This is a genomic window from Kosakonia oryzae, assembly GCF_001658025.2.
In the GTDB taxonomy this organism is placed as follows: domain Bacteria; phylum Pseudomonadota; class Gammaproteobacteria; order Enterobacterales; family Enterobacteriaceae; genus Kosakonia; species Kosakonia oryzae.
In genome coordinates, this window is the sequence record NZ_CP014007.2 from 1,770,632 (window position 1) to 1,788,482 (window position 17,851).

At 55.6% G+C, this 17,851-nt stretch carries 16 protein-coding genes; 11 read left to right on the forward strand and 5 right to left on the reverse strand.

Going from position 1 to position 17,851, the window contains the following annotated elements:
• Positions 1 to 28 precede the first annotated feature (28 nt).
• Positions 29 to 601: an elongation factor P-like protein YeiP gene (gene yeiP / locus AWR26_RS08490; RefSeq protein WP_007371156.1), complete on the reverse strand. Its 573-nt coding sequence runs from the start codon at positions 599 to 601 to the stop codon at positions 29 to 31.
• Positions 602 to 764: 163 nt separating this feature from the next.
• On the opposite strand from yeiP, the gene AWR26_RS08495 reads away from it, so the two are divergent.
• Positions 765 to 1,019 carry a YkgJ family cysteine cluster protein gene (locus tag AWR26_RS08495; RefSeq protein WP_043952953.1) on the forward strand — a complete coding sequence of 85 codons (255 nt, stop codon included), beginning with the start codon at positions 765 to 767 and terminating at the stop codon, positions 1,017 to 1,019.
• Here the strand turns inward: AWR26_RS08495 and setB are convergent.
• Entirely contained in the window at positions 1,016 to 2,197 is a 1,182-nt protein-coding gene (gene setB, locus AWR26_RS08500) for a sugar efflux transporter SetB (protein ID WP_064564957.1), read from the reverse strand. The genes AWR26_RS08495 and setB overlap by 4 nt on opposite strands.
• A 367-nt stretch (positions 2,198 to 2,564) precedes the next feature.
• On the opposite strand from setB, the gene fruB reads away from it, so the two are divergent.
• From fruB to fruA, 3 genes are read left to right on the forward strand one after another with little or no spacing between them, the layout of a single operon-like run.
• Positions 2,565 to 3,695: a fused PTS fructose transporter subunit IIA/HPr protein gene (gene fruB, locus AWR26_RS08505; RefSeq protein ID WP_043952955.1), complete on the forward strand. Its 1,131-nt coding sequence runs from the start codon at positions 2,565 to 2,567 to the stop codon at positions 3,693 to 3,695.
• Complete coding sequence (gene fruK / locus AWR26_RS08510) at positions 3,696 to 4,634, forward strand: 1-phosphofructokinase (protein WP_007371162.1); 939 nt, start codon at positions 3,696 to 3,698, stop codon at positions 4,632 to 4,634.
• A gap of 16 nt (positions 4,635 to 4,650) precedes the next feature.
• Complete coding sequence (gene fruA / locus AWR26_RS08515; protein WP_064564959.1) at positions 4,651 to 6,345, forward strand: PTS fructose transporter subunit IIBC; 1,695 nt, start codon at positions 4,651 to 4,653, stop codon at positions 6,343 to 6,345.
• Between the two features lie 77 nt (positions 6,346 to 6,422).
• Here the strand turns inward: fruA and nfo are convergent, their stop codons facing one another.
• Positions 6,423 to 7,280 carry a deoxyribonuclease IV gene (gene nfo / locus AWR26_RS08520; protein WP_064564961.1) on the reverse strand — a complete coding sequence of 286 codons (858 nt, stop codon included), beginning with the start codon at positions 7,278 to 7,280 and terminating at the stop codon, positions 6,423 to 6,425.
• A 72-nt stretch (positions 7,281 to 7,352) separates the two neighbouring features.
• Positions 7,353 to 8,402: a YeiH family putative sulfate export transporter gene (locus tag AWR26_RS08525; RefSeq protein WP_064564963.1), complete on the reverse strand. Its 1,050-nt coding sequence runs from the start codon at positions 8,400 to 8,402 to the stop codon at positions 7,353 to 7,355.
• A gap of 101 nt (positions 8,403 to 8,503) precedes the next feature.
• On the opposite strand from AWR26_RS08525, the gene yieE reads away from it, so the two are divergent.
• Together yieE and AWR26_RS08535 are read left to right on the forward strand one after the other, a co-directional pair.
• Positions 8,504 to 9,370 carry a DNA-binding transcriptional regulator YeiE gene (gene yieE / locus AWR26_RS08530; RefSeq protein WP_043952960.1) on the forward strand — a complete coding sequence of 289 codons (867 nt, stop codon included), beginning with the start codon at positions 8,504 to 8,506 and terminating at the stop codon, positions 9,368 to 9,370.
• A 164-nt stretch (positions 9,371 to 9,534) separates the two neighbouring features.
• Entirely contained in the window at positions 9,535 to 11,004 is a 1,470-nt protein-coding gene (locus tag AWR26_RS08535; RefSeq protein WP_064564965.1) for an amino acid permease, read from the forward strand.
• A gap of 214 nt (positions 11,005 to 11,218) precedes the next feature.
• Here AWR26_RS08535 and fghA read toward each other — a convergent pair whose 3' ends face one another.
• Positions 11,219 to 12,055, reverse strand: a complete 837-nt coding sequence (gene fghA / locus AWR26_RS08540) for an S-formylglutathione hydrolase (RefSeq protein WP_064564967.1) — start codon at positions 12,053 to 12,055, stop codon at positions 11,219 to 11,221.
• A 146-nt stretch (positions 12,056 to 12,201) separates the two neighbouring features.
• Here fghA and AWR26_RS08545 point away from each other — a divergent pair, with 146 nt between their 5' ends.
• The 5 genes from AWR26_RS08545 (at position 12,202) to mglB (ending at position 17,772) form a co-directional block, all read left to right on the forward strand.
• Positions 12,202 to 13,338 (forward strand): YbfB/YjiJ family MFS transporter, encoded by a 1,137-nt coding sequence (locus AWR26_RS08545; protein WP_064564969.1) that lies wholly within the window; start codon positions 12,202 to 12,204, stop codon positions 13,336 to 13,338.
• A 112-nt stretch (positions 13,339 to 13,450) separates the two neighbouring features.
• Positions 13,451 to 14,119, forward strand: a complete 669-nt coding sequence (gene folE / locus AWR26_RS08550) for a GTP cyclohydrolase I FolE (RefSeq protein WP_007371170.1) — start codon at positions 13,451 to 13,453, stop codon at positions 14,117 to 14,119.
• 17 nt (positions 14,120 to 14,136) lie between these two features.
• Positions 14,137 to 15,297 carry a DUF418 domain-containing protein YeiB gene (yeiB, locus tag AWR26_RS08555; protein WP_064564971.1) on the forward strand — a complete coding sequence of 387 codons (1,161 nt, stop codon included), beginning with the start codon at positions 14,137 to 14,139 and terminating at the stop codon, positions 15,295 to 15,297.
• A gap of 155 nt (positions 15,298 to 15,452) precedes the next feature.
• A complete protein-coding gene (gene galS, locus AWR26_RS08560; protein WP_064564973.1) occupies positions 15,453 to 16,478 on the forward strand; it encodes an HTH-type transcriptional regulator GalS in 1,026 nt (341 codons plus the stop codon).
• A gap of 295 nt (positions 16,479 to 16,773) precedes the next feature.
• Positions 16,774 to 17,772 (forward strand): galactose/glucose ABC transporter substrate-binding protein MglB, encoded by a 999-nt coding sequence (gene mglB / locus AWR26_RS08565; protein WP_064564976.1) that lies wholly within the window; start codon positions 16,774 to 16,776, stop codon positions 17,770 to 17,772.
• Positions 17,773 to 17,851: the final 79 nt, after the last annotated feature.

Sequence of the window (17,851 nt, forward strand, 5' to 3'; positions counted from 1 at the left end):
AAGTGGCTTTTTTCATGGCAACACGAGATCAGTCAGCGCGGCCCATGTAGCGGCGCTCTTCGATATGGATGCGGATCTTCTCACCGGTGGTGAGATATTCCGGCACCTGCACAACCAGACCTGTATTCAGGGTGGCGGGTTTGGTACGGGAGCTGGCAGAAGCACCTTTAATGCCCGGCGCCGTTTCCACGATTTCAAGATCGACAGTCTGCGGCAGTTCGAGCGCCAGCAACTGGCCATCCCACAGCAGAACCTGCATATCCGGCATGCCGCCTTCCGGAATAAACTGCAGCTCTTCTTCAATCTGATCTTTCGTGAAGGTATACGGCGTGTAATCTTCTTTATCCATGAACACGTATTCGTTGCCATCAATGTAAGAGAAGTCAACAAAGCGGCGGTTCAGGGTAACGGTATCGAGGATATCATCGCCTTTAAAACGCTCTTCCACTTTCAGCCCGGTACGGACATCGGAAAAACGCATCTTGTACAGCGTTGCTGCGCCACGGGCGCTCGGTGCCTGGATATCAATATCTTTCACAATCAGCAGTTTGCCGTTGTAATTCAGCACCATACCTTTTTTAATTTCGTTCGCTCTTGGCATTGCAAGGGTCCTGTGAGATTAAAATAACAAAAATATCGCGACAAACTACTCGCGAGGCGGATTCCAGGCAAGCGGAATCTGAGTTTTGCCTTCGGGCTGCAAAAAATGGTAGTTTGCGCCCTGTACGCGCCAGCCTGGCGCGCCATTAAAAAAGAGAGCCATTATGCAATGCCGCCCGGACTGTGGAGCGTGTTGTACCGCACCGTCCATTACCAGCCCAATCCCCGGCATGCCCAACGGTAAACCGGCCAACACCCCCTGCGTCCAACTGGATGAACAGCAGCGTTGCAAAATCTTCGCTTCACCGCTGCGCCCAAAAGTGTGCGCCGGGTTGCAGCCGAGCCGCGATATGTGCGGCTCGAATCGTGCTGATGCGATGGTTTACCTGCTCGATTTAGAGCGCCAGACGGCGCCCTAAATATCTTTAATACGCGTCAGACAGAGTTGCGTTATCAGCGTCATCGCCAGCGCAATCCAGAACACCGTGTAATAGTCCCAGATTTCTGCCACCACCCCTCCCAAAGAGCCGGCAATAATCCAGCCGACACGCGTGGTATTAGTATAAAGGGTGGTGGCTGAACCCGCCTGACCAGGCATCAGATCCTGGAAATAGAGCATGCCAATTCCGGCGAGAATACCGATATAAATAGCGTTCAGCACTTGTAAAGCTAACAGGATGGCTGGCGTATGCACCGTCAGCATCCCGGCATAGAAAAAGATCCCGGCAATCGCGCTGACGCGCATTAAAAAACGTTTACCAAAACGCTTCGCGTAGTAACCCGCAATCAGCATGGTCGGGATTTCCAGCCCGGCGGCGGTGCCCATCATCACCCCAGCCAGTTTCTCCGACAGATGCAATTCATCGATAATAAACAGCGGCATGTTAATGATATACAGGCTGTTCGTGCCCCACATCAGCGTGCAAATTACGAACAACAGGAGAGTATCGCGACGATGCGTGCGCGGTGCTTCCAGCACGGCCGACTTCAGTTTGGGTTCTTTACGCATCGTGGGCAAAAATAGCCACACCATGGCGCCACAGACAATAAACGCAGCGCCCGCACAGAGATACATCACCGTAAAACCAAATCCCATTGCCAGCGCGTAAGCGAGCGGCGGGCCAATCACCCACGCCAGCGAGACCTGCGCACGCAGGATGGAACTGAACATCACGGCTTCACGGCCAGTATGATCCGCATGTTCACGCGCCAGAGCAAAAAGCTGCGGGTTGGAGGTAGAACCAAAACTGCTGAGGAATACGCCGACAAACAGCAGAACAAAGTAGTTGCGATTCCAGGCAAAAAGCACACAGGCCAGCATGCCCAACAGGCAGCAGAAGACAATCAGCGATTTACGATCGCCTTTGCGATCGGAACGCCCGGCAAGAAACTGGCTGACCAGAATGCCAATTACCGCGCTGCCGGTAAAAAAGAAGCCAACCATCGCCGGGCGAACTTGCACTTCGTTGGTTAAAAACAGGCTTAACGTGGGGGTTTGCAGGGCACCTGCAATGCCGGTCAGGAACGCGACAATCAGGAACGCCGTCGACGTAAAATCAAACGTGCCGGGTTTTGCGGCGGCGGGAGAATTTTGCATTTTTCATAAGATCCAGTAGTGAGACGCGGAGTTTACGCCGCTGCGCCAAAAAAACACAGCCTGCTAAGCAACATTTGCCACGAAAAATCAAAACGCCATTTCAAATCATTCTCATCAAAGCTGAATGAAGCTGAAACTTAGAGGCTGAAATTCAAATCCGCTTCAGCAAATTTGCTTAACGCGATGCTGAAATGTGCAGTATCTCTAAATTCTGCAACGCAAATTCAGAGATTTCTTGATTGCTGGTGTAAAAAGGTGAAGATTCCATGAAACGTTTCAGCGTCATCGCGTAATATCTCAACCAGTGTGATGGCGCCTTATTTCTCAAATTAGCTGAAACGATTCAATGTCAGCGAGAGAGGGTCACATGTTCCAGTTATCCGTTCAGGACATCCATCCGGGCCAGCAGGCCGGTAATAAAGAAGAGGCTATCCGCCAGATCGCAGCAGCGCTGGCAGCAGCAGGCAATGTAGCTGATGGCTACGTCAACGGCATGCTGGCGCGCGAGCAGCAAACCTCAACTTATCTTGGCAATGGTATTGCCATTCCGCACGGCACGACCGACACACGCGACCAGGTGCTGAAAACCGGCGTCAAAGTGTTCCAGTTCCCGCAGGGCATTCTGTGGAGCGAGGGTCAGGTTGCCTATGTTGCTATCGGGATTGCTGCAAGTTCCGATGAGCACCTTGGCCTGCTACGTCAGCTGACGCATGTGCTGAGCGATGATGATGTCGCCGCGCAACTGCAATCCGCCACCACGGCTGAAGAGCTGCGTGCTCTGCTGATGGGCGAAAAACAGAGCGAGGCGCTGAAGCTGGATAACGACACCTTAACCCTTGATGTTGCGGCAAGCGATCTGCTGACACTGCAGGCGTTGAATGCGGCGCGTCTGAAAGAAGTCGGTGCGGTTAACGCGGCTTACGTTACGCGTGCGATTAACGAGAAACCGCTGAACCTCGGTCAGGGCATCTGGCTGAACGACAGCGCCGAGGGCAATCTGCTGAGCGCTGTGGCGGTAAGCCGCGCGGAAACCCCGTTCGACGTCGAAGGTGAGCAAGCTGCGCTGCTGGTCAGCGTTGCCATGGCCGATGAGCAGCCTGTTGCCGTGCTGAAGCGCCTGAGCGATCTGCTGTTAGAGAACAAAGCTGACAGCCTGCTGAACGCAGATGCGGCCACGCTGCTGGCGCTGCTGACCAGCGATGATGCGTTGGTTGGCGATGTGCTGAGCGATGAATTTGTGGTGCGTAACGAGCACGGCCTGCACGCCCGTCCGGGCACCATGCTGGTCAACACCATCAAACAATTCAACAGTGAAATCACCGTGACCAACCTCGACGGCACCGGTAAACCGGCGAACGGCCGCAGCCTGATGAAAGTGGTCGCGCTGGGGGTGAAAAAAGGGCACCGCCTGCGTTTCACGGCGCAGGGCGCTGATGCTGAACAGGCGCTGAAAGCGATTGGCGAAGCCATCGCGGCCGGTCTTGGGGAGGGCGCGTAAATGAGCAGACGTGTTGCCACTATTACCCTGAACCCGGCCTATGATCTGGTGGGATTCACCCCGGAAATTGAACGCGGCGAAGTGAACCTGGTTCGCACTACCGGCCTGCATGCTGCGGGCAAAGGGATCAACGTTGCGAAAGTACTGAAAGATCTTGGCATCGACGTGACCGTTGGCGGATTCCTCGGTAAAGACAACCAGGACGGCTTTCAGCAACTGTTCAGCGAGTTGGGTATCGCCAACCGTTTCCAGGTGGTTGCCGGGCGTACCCGCATTAACGTGAAGCTGACGGAAAAAGACGGTGAAGTAACCGATTTCAATTTCTCCGGCTTTGAAGTGACTCCGGCCGACTGGGAGCGTTTCGTCAACGACTCACTGACCTGGCTGGGTCAGTTCGATATGGTCTGCGTCAGCGGCAGCCTGCCATCCGGCGTTAGCCCGGAAGCGTTTACCGACTGGATGACGCGCCTGCGCAGCCAGTGTCCGTGCATTATTTTCGATAGCAGCCGTGATGCGCTGGTGGCTGGCCTGAAAGCCGCGCCGTGGTTGGTGAAACCGAACCGCCGCGAGCTGGAAATCTGGGCTGGCCGCAAATTACCTGAATTGAAGGATGTTATTGAAGCCGCTCACGCGCTTCGCGAACAGGGGATCGCCCACGTGGTGATCTCGCTGGGCGCAGAAGGGGCTCTGTGGGTTAACGCTTCAGGGGAATGGATTGCCAAACCGCCGTCAATGGAAGTGGTAAGCACCGTTGGCGCAGGGGATTCGATGGTTGGCGGCCTGATTTATGGCTTGCTGATGCGCGAGTCCAGTGAACATACATTACGCCTGGCTACCGCTGTTGCTGCACTGGCGGTTAGTCAGAGTAACGTAGGTATTACCGACCGTACCCAGTTAGCCGCGATGATGGCGCGAGTTGACTTAAAACCCTTTAACTAACAGCAGGAGAGGCATAATGAAAACGCTGCTGATTATTGACTCCGAACTCGGACAGGCCCGCGCCTATATGGCGAAGACCTTACTGGGTGCGGCGGCGCAGACAGCAAATCTGCAATTCATCGAAAACCCCGGAGAAGCGGAACTGGCGATTGTGCTGGGTAGCCAACTGCCAAACGACAGTGCGCTCAGCGGGAAAAAAGTGTGGCTGGGCGATATCAATCGTGCAGTGGCACACCCGGATCTGTTCCTCAGCGAAGCGAAAAACCATGCCGCGCTTTACACTGCGCCGACAGCAGTAGCGGCTGCGCTAGTTGCCAGCAATGGCCCGAAACGCATCGTGGCGGTTACCGCGTGCCCGACCGGCGTGGCGCATACCTTTATGGCAGCTGAAGCCATTGAAACCGAAGCGAAAAAACGCGGCTGGTGGGTGAAAGTAGAAACGCGTGGTTCCGTGGGGGCAGGCAATGCCATCACGCCGGAAGAGGTGGCGCAGGCCGATCTGGTGATGGTTGCCGCCGATATTGAAGTTGACCTGGCAAAATTTGCGGGTAAACCGATGTACCGCACCACAACGGGCCTGGCGCTGAAGAAAACGGCTCAGGAGCTGGATAAAGCCGTCGCGGAAGCGAAGCCTTACCAGCCGTCAGGTCAGGCGCAGTCTGAAAGTTCGGAAGGGAAAAAAGAGAGTGCGGGCGCTTATCGTCACCTGCTGACCGGCGTCTCTTATATGCTGCCGATGGTGGTGGCGGGCGGCTTGCTGATTGCGCTCTCCTTTGCTTTCGGTATCACCGCGTTTAAAGAAGAAGGCACGCTGGCGGCTGCGCTGATGAAAATCGGTGGTGGTTCAGCCTTCGCGCTGATGGTGCCGGTGCTGGCGGGCTTCATCGCCTTTTCTATCGCTGACCGTCCGGGGCTGACACCGGGTCTGATCGGCGGGATGCTGGCGGTGAGCACTGGCTCCGGTTTTATCGGTGGTATTATCGCCGGTTTCCTCGCCGGTTATCTGGCGAAAGCCATCAGTAAAGGTCTGAAGCTGCCGCCGAGTATGGAAGCGCTGAAACCGATTCTGATCATTCCGCTGGTCTCCAGCCTGATTGTCGGTTTGGCGATGATTTACCTGATCGGTACGCCGGTTGCGAAAATCCTGGCCGGTCTGACTTCCTGGCTGCAAACCATGGGCACGGCAAACGCTGTTCTGCTGGGCGCAATCCTCGGTGGAATGATGTGCACCGACATGGGCGGCCCGGTGAACAAAGCGGCTTATGCGTTTGGGGTTGGCTTGCTGAGTACCCAGACTTACGCACCGATGGCAGCGATTATGGCGGCCGGTATGGTTCCGCCGCTGGCAATGGGCTTAGCGACGCTGGTTGCGCGTAACAAGTTCGATAAAGGTCAACGTGAAGGTGGTAAAGCGGCGCTGGTTCTCGGCCTGTGCTTTATCTCTGAAGGGGCTATCCCGTTCGCGGCTCGTGACCCGATGCGTGTGATCCCGTGCTGTATCGCCGGTGGCGCACTGACAGGCGCTATCTCAATGGCGATTGGCGCAAAACTGATGGCACCGCACGGTGGTCTGTTTGTGCTGCTGATCCCGGGGGCGATTACGCCGGTTCTCGGTTACCTGCTCTCCATCGTTGCCGGTACGCTGCTGACAGGTCTGGTGTATGCCTTCCTGAAACGTCCGGAAACGGAAGTGGTTGCGAAAGTTGCATAACGTTCCAGAAAATGAAAAGGCCGCTTAGCGGCCTTTTTTTTCGCCGGTTGGCGGCTGACAACTTATCCGGCCTACGGTTATGCGGTGCTAACTTCCTGCTGCTGCGCTTTCAGCCAGGCAATCTCTTCCGCCCAAATATCCGGGTTGACGGTTTCGAGGATCAGCGGAATGCCATCGAAACGCGCATCGCGCATAATCCAGCGAAACGCATCGTGGCCGATATTCCCTTCACCAAGACTGTGGTGACGGTCAACGCGGCTGCCAAACGCGCTTTTCGCATCGTTCAGGTGCATACCGCGCAGGTATTTGAAGCCAACTACGCGCTCAAATTCAGCAAACGTTTCTGCCGTTGCCTGCTCGGTACGCAGATCGTAACCAGCGGCAAAAGCGTGGCAGGTATCAATGCAGACGCCGACGCGGGATTTATCTTCCACGCCATCAATAATCGCCGCCAGATGTTCAAACTTAAACCCAAGATTACTGCCCTGGCCCGCGGTGTTCTCAATTACCGCCGTCACCCCTTCTGTTTGCGCCAGTGCGATATTGATAGATTCGGCGATCAGCGCCAGGCACTTGTCCTCCGGGATCTGCATCAGATGGCTGCCAGGATGGAAGTTCAGCAGCGTCAGTCCCAGTTGCTGACAGCGCGTCAGCTCGTCCACAAAGGCCTCGCGGGATTTTTCCAGCGCATCGGCCACCGGGTGTCCGAGGTTAATCAGGTAGCTGTCATGGGGCAGGATCTGCGCGGGCGTGTAGTGGTATTTTTCGCAGGCGGCTTTGAACTCGTCGATGGTCTCCGTGCTCAGCGGCGCGGCACGCCACTGGCGCTGGTTCTTGGTAAACAGCGCAAAAGCCGTTGCCTCGATCTCCGCGGCGCGAACGGCGGCATTCGCTACGCCGCCCGAGGCGCTCACATGCGCACCAATGTATTTCATAAAAACTCCTGTTAAAACCCGCCAGGGGAAAGCGTCAATAATAGCGGGTCTCCAGGGCTGGCATGTAGTGGTTTATGCCATCAGGTGATGAACGGCCAGATTAATCGCGCCGCCGCCGACAATCAGCCAGACAAACAGCAGTAATCCCATCACCAGCGGTTTCGCACCGGCATTCTTCAGCGCGCTGATGTGGGTAGTCAGCCCCAGCGCCGCCATTGCCATCGCCAGCAGCAGTGTATCCAGCGTGTTCAATGCATTTACTGCGGAAGAGGGCAGCAGGTGGAACGAGTTAAACACCGCTACGGCGATAAAGCCAAGCGCAAACCACGGGATCGTCAGCTTACTTTTTTCTGCGCCTGCCTGCGGGCTGAGTTGTTTGATGCGAGCCGCCAGCAGTAATAAGAAGGGAGCCAGCATCATGACGCGCAGCATTTTGGCGATCACCGCCGCATTTTCAGCATCGGGGCTGATGGCATGCCCGGCGGCAACGACTTGCGCCACTTCATGCACGGTAGAGCCAATCCAGATGCCATAGGTTTCCGGGCTGAACCACTGACCCAACAGCGGATAAAGTGCAGGATAAATAAAGATTGCCAGCGTACCGAAGATTACTACGGTTGCGACGGCCACGGTGACTTTACTGGCCTCGGCCTTGACCACCGGTTCCGTTGCCAGCACGGCGGCCGCCCCGCAAATACTGCTGCCAGCGCCAATCAACCAACTCGTTTTTTTATCCAGCCCAAAGACTTTTTGCCCAAGGAAGCAGGCCAGCAAAAAGGTACTGGAGAGCGTCAGCGTATCAATGGCAATCCCGCTTACGCCGACATCGGCAATTTGCGAAAACGTCAGGCGAAAGCCATACAGAATAATGCCGAGCCGCAGCAGATGCTGTTTGGCAAACAGTACGCCGCTGTCGCATTGCGTATGCAGGGCAGGGTAGAACGTGTTGCCGATAACCATGCCGATAAGGATCGCCAGCGTCAGGGCGCTTAATCCCATACCAGCCACCGACGGGATTGCACCAAGCCACAGGGCGAATCCCGTAATGACACCGCTGAGTAACAGGCCGGGGATAAAACGCCAGGCTGGATGACGATGAGTCTGTAGTGTGATTTCAGTCATAACCTTCTCCTTTTGCTGGATAAAAGGGTAAGGCGCGCTGGCTTAAAGGTAAAATTGATTATATATTTATAATTAATCTTTATAAGTGGTAAGTGACCTCTATGCATATTACGTTGCGTCAGTTGGAAGTCTTCGCCGAAGTGCTGAAAAGCGGCTCCACCACGCAGGCTTCGCAGATGCTGGCGCTCTCCCAGTCGGCGGTGAGTGCAGCGCTTACCGATCTGGAAGGGCAGCTTGGCGTGCAACTGTTTGACCGCGTCGGTAAGCGGTTGGTGGTGAACGAACACGGGCGGCTGCTCTATCCGCGTGCGCTGGCAGCGCTGGAGCAGGCAACGGAAATTGAGCAGTTGTTTCGCGAAGATAACGGTGCCATTCGCGTTTTTGCCAGCAGTACCATCGGTAACTACATTCTGCCGGAAGTGATTGCCCGCTACCGTCGCGATTTCCCCGATTTGCCGCTGGAGTTGAGCGTCGGCAATAGCCAGGATGTGATCAATGCGGTAGCCGATTTCCGCGTGGATATCGGCCTGATTGAAGGCCCATGCCACACCGCGGAGATTATTGCCGAACCGTGGCTGGAGGATGAACTGGTGGTCTTCGCGCCGCCTTCCTCGCCGTTATTGCAGGGGCCGGTTACGCTGGAGCAACTGGCTGCCGCGCCGTGGATCCTGCGCGAACGTGGTTCGGGTACGCGGGAACTTGTGGATTATTTACTGCTGTCGCACCTGCCGCAGTTTCAACTCGGTATGGAGTTGGGCAACTCGGAAGCCATTAAACATGCGGTACGCCACGGGCTGGGCATCAGTTGCTTGTCGCGCCGCGTGATTGCTGAGCAACTGGAAAGCGGTTCTCTGGTGGAAGTGCCCATTCCGCTGCCGCGCCTGGTGCGCACGCTATGGCGTATCCACCATCGTCAGAAACACCTCTCCAGCGCATTGCAGCGCTTTATCAGCTATTGCTCTCTCTGATGACAGCGAGCCTGCCGACAGGCTCGCAACATCAACCATTCACTGCTTTACTTATAATTCGCCGCCTATCATGAAGCTCTCTAATATGACGTGTTTTATACCGGAAGGGGGGCGTTTCGTTTGCTACAATCGCGCCTCATTTTTTGGATGGATAGCATTTTCTTATGGTTTCCGAAATTAAAACCACAGAAGCGCCCACGCTTCGTCGTGAACTTAAGGCGCGTCATTTGACGATGATCGCCATTGGCGGTTCCATTGGTACAGGTTTGTTTGTTGCATCAGGGGCGACCATTTCTTCAGCGGGCCCGGGCGGGGCGCTGTTCTCCTATATTCTGATCGGCCTGATGGTCTATTTCCTGATGACCAGCCTCGGCGAACTCGCCGCTTTTATGCCAGTTTCGGGTTCTTTCTCCACTTATGGCCAAAAATACGTTGAAGAAGGTTTTGGCTTCGCGCTGGGCTGGAACTACTGGTACAACTGGGCGGTCACCATTGCCGTTGACCTTGTGGCCTCGCAACTGGTGATGACCTGGTGGTTCCCGGATACGCCAGGTTGGATCTGGAGTGCACTGTTCCTGGCGGTGATCTTCCTGCTTAACTACATCTCAGTAAAAGGCTTTGGTGAAGCGGAATACTGGTTCTCGCTGATCAAAGTCGCCACGGTCATTATCTTTATCGTGGTTGGCGTGATGATGATCGTCGGTATCTTCCAGGGGGATAAACCGGCGGGCTGGAGCAACTGGACGATTGGCGATGCGCCGTTTGCTGGTGGTTTTTCCGCGATGATTGGCGTGGCGATGATTGTCGGTTTCTCCTTCCAGGGCACCGAACTGATTGGTATTGCAGCGGGTGAATCTGAAAATCCTGAGAAAAACATTCCGCGCGCGGTACGCCAGGTGTTCTGGCGTATTCTGCTGTTCTATGTGTTTGCCATCCTGATCATCAGCCTGATCATTCCGTATACCGATCCAAGCCTGCTGCGCAATGATGTAAAAGACATCAGCGTCAGTCCGTTCACGCTGGTGTTTGAACATGCCGGTCTGCTCTCGGCGGCGGCGGTAATGAACGCGGTGATCCTGACGGCGGTGCTTTCTGCGGGTAACTCCGGTATGTACGCCTCCACGCGTATGCTTTACACGCTGGCCTGCGACGGTAAAGCACCGCGTATTTTCGCCAAACTGTCGAAGGGCGGCGTGCCGCGTAACGCGCTGTATGCCACGACGGTAATCGCCGGGTTGTGCTTCCTGACCTCGATGTTCGGCAATCAGACCGTTTACCTGTGGCTGCTGAACACCTCCGGGATGACCGGCTTTATCGCCTGGCTCGGTATCGCGATCAGCCATTACCGCTTCCGTCGCGGTTACGTTGCGCAGGGCCACTCGCTGGAAAACCTGCCGTATCGTTCCGGCTTCTTCCCGCTTGGGCCGATCTTCGCCTTCGTGCTCTGTTTGATCATCACCCTCGGGCAGAACTATCAGGCGTTCCTGGCCGACTCCATCGACTGGGGCGCGGTTGCGGCCACCTATATTGGTATCCCGCTGTTCCTGGTGATTTGGTTTGGTTACAAATGGACCAAAGGTACCCGTTTCGTCCGCTATAGCGAAATGGAGTTCCCGGAACGCCTTAGCAAATAGATTCACTCTTTTAGCCCTCGTTATGAGGGCTTTTTTTTGCCTGCCAAACGTTCCTGCCCGCCAGTATCAGCGTGATTACGCGGGACGATCTCAAAGATATGCTGAAAGGGATGCAAGGCGTCCGGCAACGAAGATGGCCACCGCGACTTTAATGGCCGTTGATTACCGTTTCTGACAAGAAAAGCCCCGGCAGCGCTTACCGCCGGGGTTGGCGTTATTTCAGCAAATGCTGCGCATGGAAGCGCAGATGATCTTCAATAAAGGAGGCAATAAAGAAGTAGCTGTGATCGTAACCGGACTGGATACGCAGCGTTAGCGGCCAGCCTTTTTGCCGCGCCACTTCCGCCAGCCGCGCCGGTTGCAGTTGATCGGCAAGGAACTGATCGTTATCGCCCTGATCGATAAGCGTCGGGATCGCATCGGCCTCTGCGCTTTCCAGCATCAGCGCGCAGCTATCCCACTCACGCCACAAGGCGGCGTCATTGCCCAGATACGCCGTGAACGCTTTCTGTCCCCACGGTACCTGCAACGGATTAACAATCGGCGCAAACGCCGACACGCTGCTATAACGCCCCGGGTTTTTCAGCGCCATAATCAATGCGCCATGACCGCCCATTGAATGGCCGCTAATGGCGCAACGCGGGCTGACGTTAAATTCCGCCTGAATCAGCGCCGGTAATTCGTCACGCAGATAATCATACATCCGGTAGTGCGCTGCCCACGGTTGCTGTGTGGCATTGAGATAAAACCCAGCGCCTTTGCCCAGATCGTAGCCGTCAGCATCGGCCACTGCATCGCCGCGCGGGCTGGTATCCGGCATCACCAGCACAATCCCCAGTTCTGCCGCGACACGCTGTGCGCCCGCTTTGGTGGTGAAGTTTTCATCATTACAGGTCAGGCCGGAGAGCCAGAACAGCACCGGCGGCGGCGTTACACTGCGCGGCGGCGGTAAAAAGATGCTAAAGGTCATCGAACAGTTGAGTACGGCGGAGTCGTGACGCCAGCGCTGTTGCCAGCCTTCGAAACAGCGGTGCTCTTCGAGCATTTCCATGCGGGGCTCCTCAGGTATTCACGGTTAAAAATAAGTAACATCCTGGTATCATACAGATTATTCCCTTAGCTGAGTAACTTTCACTTTCGCCTCCATTTAACCTGTTGCATCATAAATACAACTTATTATTAACATTTGGAGAGGCCATGGCGCAGCGAGTAGCGTTCTGCGGCTTTATTGTGTTAGTGGTGGCGATGGGGATTGGCCGCTTTGCGTTTACCCCGCAGGTGCCGTTGATGATCCGCGACGGGCAGCTCACGCTGACCAGCGCCGGGCTGGTTGCCGCGATTAACTACCTGGGTTATCTGCTTGGCGCCTGGGATGCGATGCGCGCGCAGCGGCATATCGAGCTGCGCCTGTGGCTTGGTATCAGCGGCGCGGTTGCGCTGACGCTTCTCTCTGCGATGGCGGATAACGCGCTGGTTCACGGCGCGTTACGGCTGGTGATTGGTGCGATGAGCGGTTGGGCGATGGTGTTGATCGCCGCCTGGAGTAATGAGCGGCTGGCGCATGCCGGTAAGCCGGGACTGAGCGCGGCAGTGTTTGCCGGCCCCGGTGCCGGAATTGCTATCAGCGGCCTGCTGGCGGTGGCGATTCAGGCGAAAGGCTTAAGTGCGGCTTCCGCCTGGCAGGTGTATGGCGTGCTGGCATTGCTGCTGGTAGCGCTGATCGCCCGCTATCTGCCGCGTCCTGGCGAATGGCACCGCGCCGGAACACAACCGCAGCCGCTGCACCTGGCGGCAAACCTCAAACGGCTGGTGTGGAGCTACAGTCTTGCCGGATTCGGGTATATTCTGCCCGCGACGTTTCTGTCGCAAATGGCGGCGCTGCGCTTTCCCGGCAGCCTGTTCGCGCAGTTTGTCTGGCCGGTGTTCGGTGCGGCAGCGGTGCTGGGGATTGCGCTCAGTATCCTGCTGCGTCATGTGGGTCACAGCCACCAACGGCTGGCGATCGTGCTGTGGTTGCAGGGCGCTGGCGTGCTGGCCGCCTGGTTGCTGCCTGGCATGAGCGGGCTGGTATGCGGCGCATTACTGGTCGGCGGCGGGTTTCTCTGTGCGGTACAGCTTTCGTTATTGTATGGACGCGAGCTTGCACCCGATCACACACGTTATATGGCCGGGTTGCTGACCACTGGCTATGCCGTAGGGCAACTGGTTGGCCCGATGACGTCGGCGCTCTCCACCTGGCTGACGCAGCGTCTTGAACCGGCGCTCGGGGTGGCGGCGATTGCGCTGCTGATTGGCGGCTTACTGGTATGGAAACCAGCGCCTGAAAGGCAATAACGATTTCTATAATTATCACGACCAGGGCTGGATTATGTGCGCGACCTCACGCACAATGTTCGCTCACTTCGCCGTAACTGGCGAAGCATGCCACACCTGCAGGAGAAAAATAATGTCATCACTCAGTAAAGAAGCGGCGCTCGTTCACGAGGCTCTGGTCGCCCGCGGCCTGGAAACACCGCTGCGCCCCCCGGTGCGCGAAATGGATAACGAAACCCGTAAACGTCTTATTTCCGGGCATATGACCGAGATTATGCAGCTACTTAATCTCGATCTGAATGATGACAGCTTGATGGAAACGCCGCATCGCATCGCCAAAATGTATGTCGATGAGATTTTCTCCGGCCTCGATTACGCCAATTTCCCGAAGATCACCGTCATTGAGAACAAAATGAAGGTGGATGAAATGGTAACGGTGCGCGATATCACGCTGACCAGCACCTGTGAGCACCATTTTGTGACTATCGATGGTAAAGCAACGGTGGCCTACATTCCGAAAGAGTCGGTCATTGGTCTGTCGAAAATCAACCGTATCGTGCAATTTTTCGCTCAACGCCCGCAAGTGCAGGAGCGTTTAACGCAGCAGATCCTGACGGCGCTGCAAACGCTGCTGGGTACCAACAATGTCGCAGTATCCATTGATGCCGTGCATTATTGCGTCAAAGCACGCGGCATTCGGGATGCCACCAGCGCCACCACCACCACCTCGCTCGGCGGGTTGTTTAAGTCCAGCCAGAATACCCGCCAGGAGTTCCTGCGCGCCGTACGCCACAGCAACTGATTCGCCGGGAGCCAGACATGGAGAGAAATGTCACGCTGGATTTCGTTCGTGGCATCGCCATTCTTGGTATTCTGCTGCTGAATATTACCGCCTTCGGTTTGCCGAAGGCGGCCTACCTGAATCCCGCCTGGTATGGCGACATCACGCCGCGCGATGCCTGGACATGGGCGCTGCTTGACCTGTTCGCTCAGGTGAAATTTCTCTCGCTGTTCGCCATTCTGTTTGGCGCGGGGCTGCAAATGCTGCTGCCGCGCGGTAAACGCTGGATCCAGTCGCGCCTGACGCTGCTGGTTATTCTCGGGTTTATACACGGCCTCTTTTTCTGGGATGGCGATATTCTGCTGGCTTACGGGCTGGTAGGGCTGATTGCCTGGCGGATGATCCGCGACGCGCACAGCGTGAAGACGATGTTCAACACCGGCGTGGTGCTGTATCTGATTGGCATCGCCGTACTGCTGTTATTGGGCGCTATTTCCGGCACGACGCCTAACCGCTCCTGGCTTCCGGACGCCGCCAATGTGCAGTATGAAATGTGGTGGAAAACCAGCGGCGGCTTTACGGAGGCGCTCAGTAACCGCGCGGATATGCTGTCGAATGCGCTGCTGGCGCTGGGAGCGCAATATGGCTGGCAACTGGCCGGCATGATGCTGCTGGGGGCGGCGCTGATGCGTAGCGGCTGGCTGAGAGGGCAGTTCAGCCTTCGTCATTACCGGCGTGTTGGCGCACTGCTGATTGCGCTTGGAATGTTGATCAACATTCCATCCATTGTTGCGCAGTGGCAGCTTGGCTGGTCATATCGCTGGTGTGCTTTCTTTTTGCAGGCGCCGCGAGAACTCGGCGGGCCGATGCAGGCGATAGGCTATGCCGCGCTGGCGTGGGGATTCTGGCCGCAGATCTGCGGCAGTAAACTGGTGAGTGCGATTGCCTGCGTTGGCAGGATGGCGCTGAGTAACTATCTGCTGCAAACCCTGATCTGCACCACGCTGTTTAACCATCTTGGTCTGTTTATGAAGTTTAACCGTTTGCAACTGCTGGCATTTGTGCCGCTGGTCTGGGCGGTTAACATCCTCTTCTCCGTATTCTGGCTTAAACATTTCCGCCAGGGGCCCATGGAGTGGTTGTGGCGGCAATTAACCGCTCGTGCTTCAGGGACATCATTAGAACGCACATCCAGATAACGATCCCGATCACAATCATTAACAAAATGGATGTAACCGTTTCCATTCATGTGAAGTCACTCACGTAGCATTCCCGCACCGACTGCCAGAATAGCCTCCTTACTTAACCCAGGGGGTGAGTGTGAACAGCCGCAATCCAGAAGAGGTGGGTGAAAATGATCACCATTCGTGACGTTGCCCGTCATGCGGGCGTCTCCGTCGCGACGGTTTCCCGCGTGCTGAATAACAGCGCGCTGGTAAGCCAGGATACGCGTGAGACGGTGATGAAAACGGTCGCCCAGCTTGGTTATCGCCCAAATGCCAACGCGCAGGCGCTGGCCACCCAGGTGAGCGATACCATCGGCGTGGTGGTGATGGATGTTTCGGATGCCTTCTTCGGCGCGCTGGTCAAAGCGGTGGATACCGTCGCGCAGCAGCACGATAAATATGTGCTGATCGGTAACAGTTATCATGAAGCCGAAAAAGAGCGCCACTCTATCGAAGTGCTGATCCGTCAGCGCTGTAACGCCCTGATTGTTCACTCGAAAGCACTGAGCGATGAGGAGCTGGCAGGCTTTATGGAGCAGGTTCCGGGCATGGTGCTGATCAATCGGTTAGTACCGGGATATGCGCACCGCTGCGTCTGCCTTGATAACGTCAGCGGGGCGGTAATGGCAACCCGCATGTTGCTGAATAATGGCCATCAGCGCATCGGCTATCTGGCATCCAGTCACCATATTGAAGACAACGATCTGCGCCGCGAGGGCTGGTTCCGCGCGCTGGAAGAGCAGGGAATTACGGCGCCGGATAGCTGGGTCGGCACCGGCTCGCCGGATATGCAGGGCGGGGAAGCGGCAATGGTTGAGCTGCTTGGCCGCAATCTGCAACTTACTGCGGTCTTCGCCTATAACGACAGCATGGCGGCAGGCGCGCTGACGGCGCTGAAAGATAACGGCATTGCGGTGCCACAGCATTTGTCATTGATTGGTTTCGATGATATTCCCATCGCCCGTTACACCGATCCGCAACTGACGACCGTGCGTTATCCGGTGGCATCAATGGCGCGCCTTGCCACTGAGCTGGCACTGCTGGGGGCCGCAGGGAAGCTGGATTTGCAGGCGTCGCACTGCTTTATGCCTACGCTGGTGCGCCGCCACTCTGTTGCCGCCCGGCAAACTGTGGCTCCGATCACTAACTTATAACATCGGGTGATGTAACCGTTTTCAATCTGTGAGTAAATTCACAGTATCTTAACAACGCGCTGACTATGATGTCAGCGTCTTAGAAGCTGAAACACGATGTAACGGTGATTATTCACTTTAACTACGAGTAGTCGCTTTGACACTTCGAAGAAATCGAACTTCTGGAGCGTTACCGAACACGGACGAGTGGAATTTTTAGAGTGAACTTCGGTCGACCGTAACGTTTTAGTAACATTCCGGCCTGCCGAGCATTATTCATAAGAACTACCCTGCATATAAAAAAACCGGAGATACCATGAATAAGAAGGTGTTGACCCTCTCTGCTGTTATGGCAAGCATGCTTTTTGGCGCAGCCGCACACGCAGCCGATACCCGCATTGGTGTGACCATTTATAAGTATGACGACAACTTCATGTCTGTTGTGCGTAAAGCAATTGAGAAAGATGCCAAAGCAGCGCCGGATGTTCAGTTGCTGATGAACGACTCCCAGAACGACCAGTCAAAACAGAATGATCAGATCGACGTTCTGCTGGCGAAAGGCGTGAAAGCACTGGCCATCAACCTGGTTGACCCGGCGGCAGCGGGTACGGTAATTGAGAAAGCGCGCGGCCAGAACGTTCCGGTTGTTTTCTTCAACAAAGAGCCTTCCCGTAAAGCGCTGGATAGCTACGACAAAGCTTACTATGTGGGAACTGACTCTAAAGAATCCGGTGTAATTCAGGGCGACCTGATTGCTAAACACTGGGCCGCTAACCCGGCATGGGACCTGAACAAAGACGGTCAGATCCAGTACGTACTACTGAAAGGCGAACCGGGCCATCCGGATGCTGAAGCGCGTACCACGTACGTTATCAAAGAACTGAACGACAAAGGCATCAAAACTCAGCAGTTGGCGCTGGATACCGCCATGTGGGATACCGCTCAGGCGAAAGATAAAATGGACGCCTGGCTCTCCGGCCCGAATGCAAACAAAATTGAAGTGGTTATCGCTAACAACGATGCGATGGCTATGGGTGCCGTTGAAGCGCTGAAAGCACACAACAAGACCTCCATTCCGGTCTTCGGTGTCGATGCGCTGCCAGAAGCGCTGGCGCTGGTGAAATCCGGTGCGATGGCCGGTACGGTGCTGAACGATGCCAACAACCAGGCGAAAGCAAGCTTTGATCTGGCGAAGAACCTCGCTGAAGGTAAAGCCGCCGCTGATGGCACCAACTGGAAAATCGACAATAAAATTGTTCGTATTCCTTACGTTGGTGTAGATAAAGACAACCTGGCTGAAATTGCCGGTAAATAATATTTAAGTAAGCATGTTCTCACTGGGCGTATTAATTAATACGCCCATTAATAATACGATATGCCAGGCCAACAAGGTA

Excerpts from the sequence above, each read along its gene's own strand:
- yeiP (WP_007371156.1), bottom strand. The coding sequence starts at position 601 with ATGCCAAGAGCGAACGAAATTAAAAAAGGTATGGTGCTGAATTACAAC.
- AWR26_RS08495 (WP_043952953.1), top strand. The coding sequence starts at position 765 with ATGCAATGCCGCCCGGACTGTGGAGCGTGTTGTACCGCACCGTCCATT.
- setB (WP_064564957.1), bottom strand. The coding sequence starts at position 2,197 with ATGCAAAATTCTCCCGCCGCCGCAAAACCCGGCACGTTTGATTTTACG.
- fruB (WP_043952955.1), top strand. The coding sequence starts at position 2,565 with ATGTTCCAGTTATCCGTTCAGGACATCCATCCGGGCCAGCAGGCCGGT.
- fruK (WP_007371162.1), top strand. The coding sequence starts at position 3,696 with ATGAGCAGACGTGTTGCCACTATTACCCTGAACCCGGCCTATGATCTG.
- fruA (WP_064564959.1), top strand. The coding sequence starts at position 4,651 with ATGAAAACGCTGCTGATTATTGACTCCGAACTCGGACAGGCCCGCGCC.
- nfo (WP_064564961.1), bottom strand. The coding sequence starts at position 7,280 with ATGAAATACATTGGTGCGCATGTGAGCGCCTCGGGCGGCGTAGCGAAT.
- AWR26_RS08525 (WP_064564963.1), bottom strand. The coding sequence starts at position 8,402 with ATGACTGAAATCACACTACAGACTCATCGTCATCCAGCCTGGCGTTTT.
- yieE (WP_043952960.1), top strand. The coding sequence starts at position 8,504 with ATGCATATTACGTTGCGTCAGTTGGAAGTCTTCGCCGAAGTGCTGAAA.
- AWR26_RS08535 (WP_064564965.1), top strand. The coding sequence starts at position 9,535 with ATGGTTTCCGAAATTAAAACCACAGAAGCGCCCACGCTTCGTCGTGAA.
- fghA (WP_064564967.1), bottom strand. The coding sequence starts at position 12,055 with ATGGAAATGCTCGAAGAGCACCGCTGTTTCGAAGGCTGGCAACAGCGC.
- AWR26_RS08545 (WP_064564969.1), top strand. The coding sequence starts at position 12,202 with ATGGCGCAGCGAGTAGCGTTCTGCGGCTTTATTGTGTTAGTGGTGGCG.
- folE (WP_007371170.1), top strand. The coding sequence starts at position 13,451 with ATGTCATCACTCAGTAAAGAAGCGGCGCTCGTTCACGAGGCTCTGGTC.
- yeiB (WP_064564971.1), top strand. The coding sequence starts at position 14,137 with ATGGAGAGAAATGTCACGCTGGATTTCGTTCGTGGCATCGCCATTCTT.
- galS (WP_064564973.1), top strand. The coding sequence starts at position 15,453 with ATGATCACCATTCGTGACGTTGCCCGTCATGCGGGCGTCTCCGTCGCG.
- mglB (WP_064564976.1), top strand. The coding sequence starts at position 16,774 with ATGAATAAGAAGGTGTTGACCCTCTCTGCTGTTATGGCAAGCATGCTT.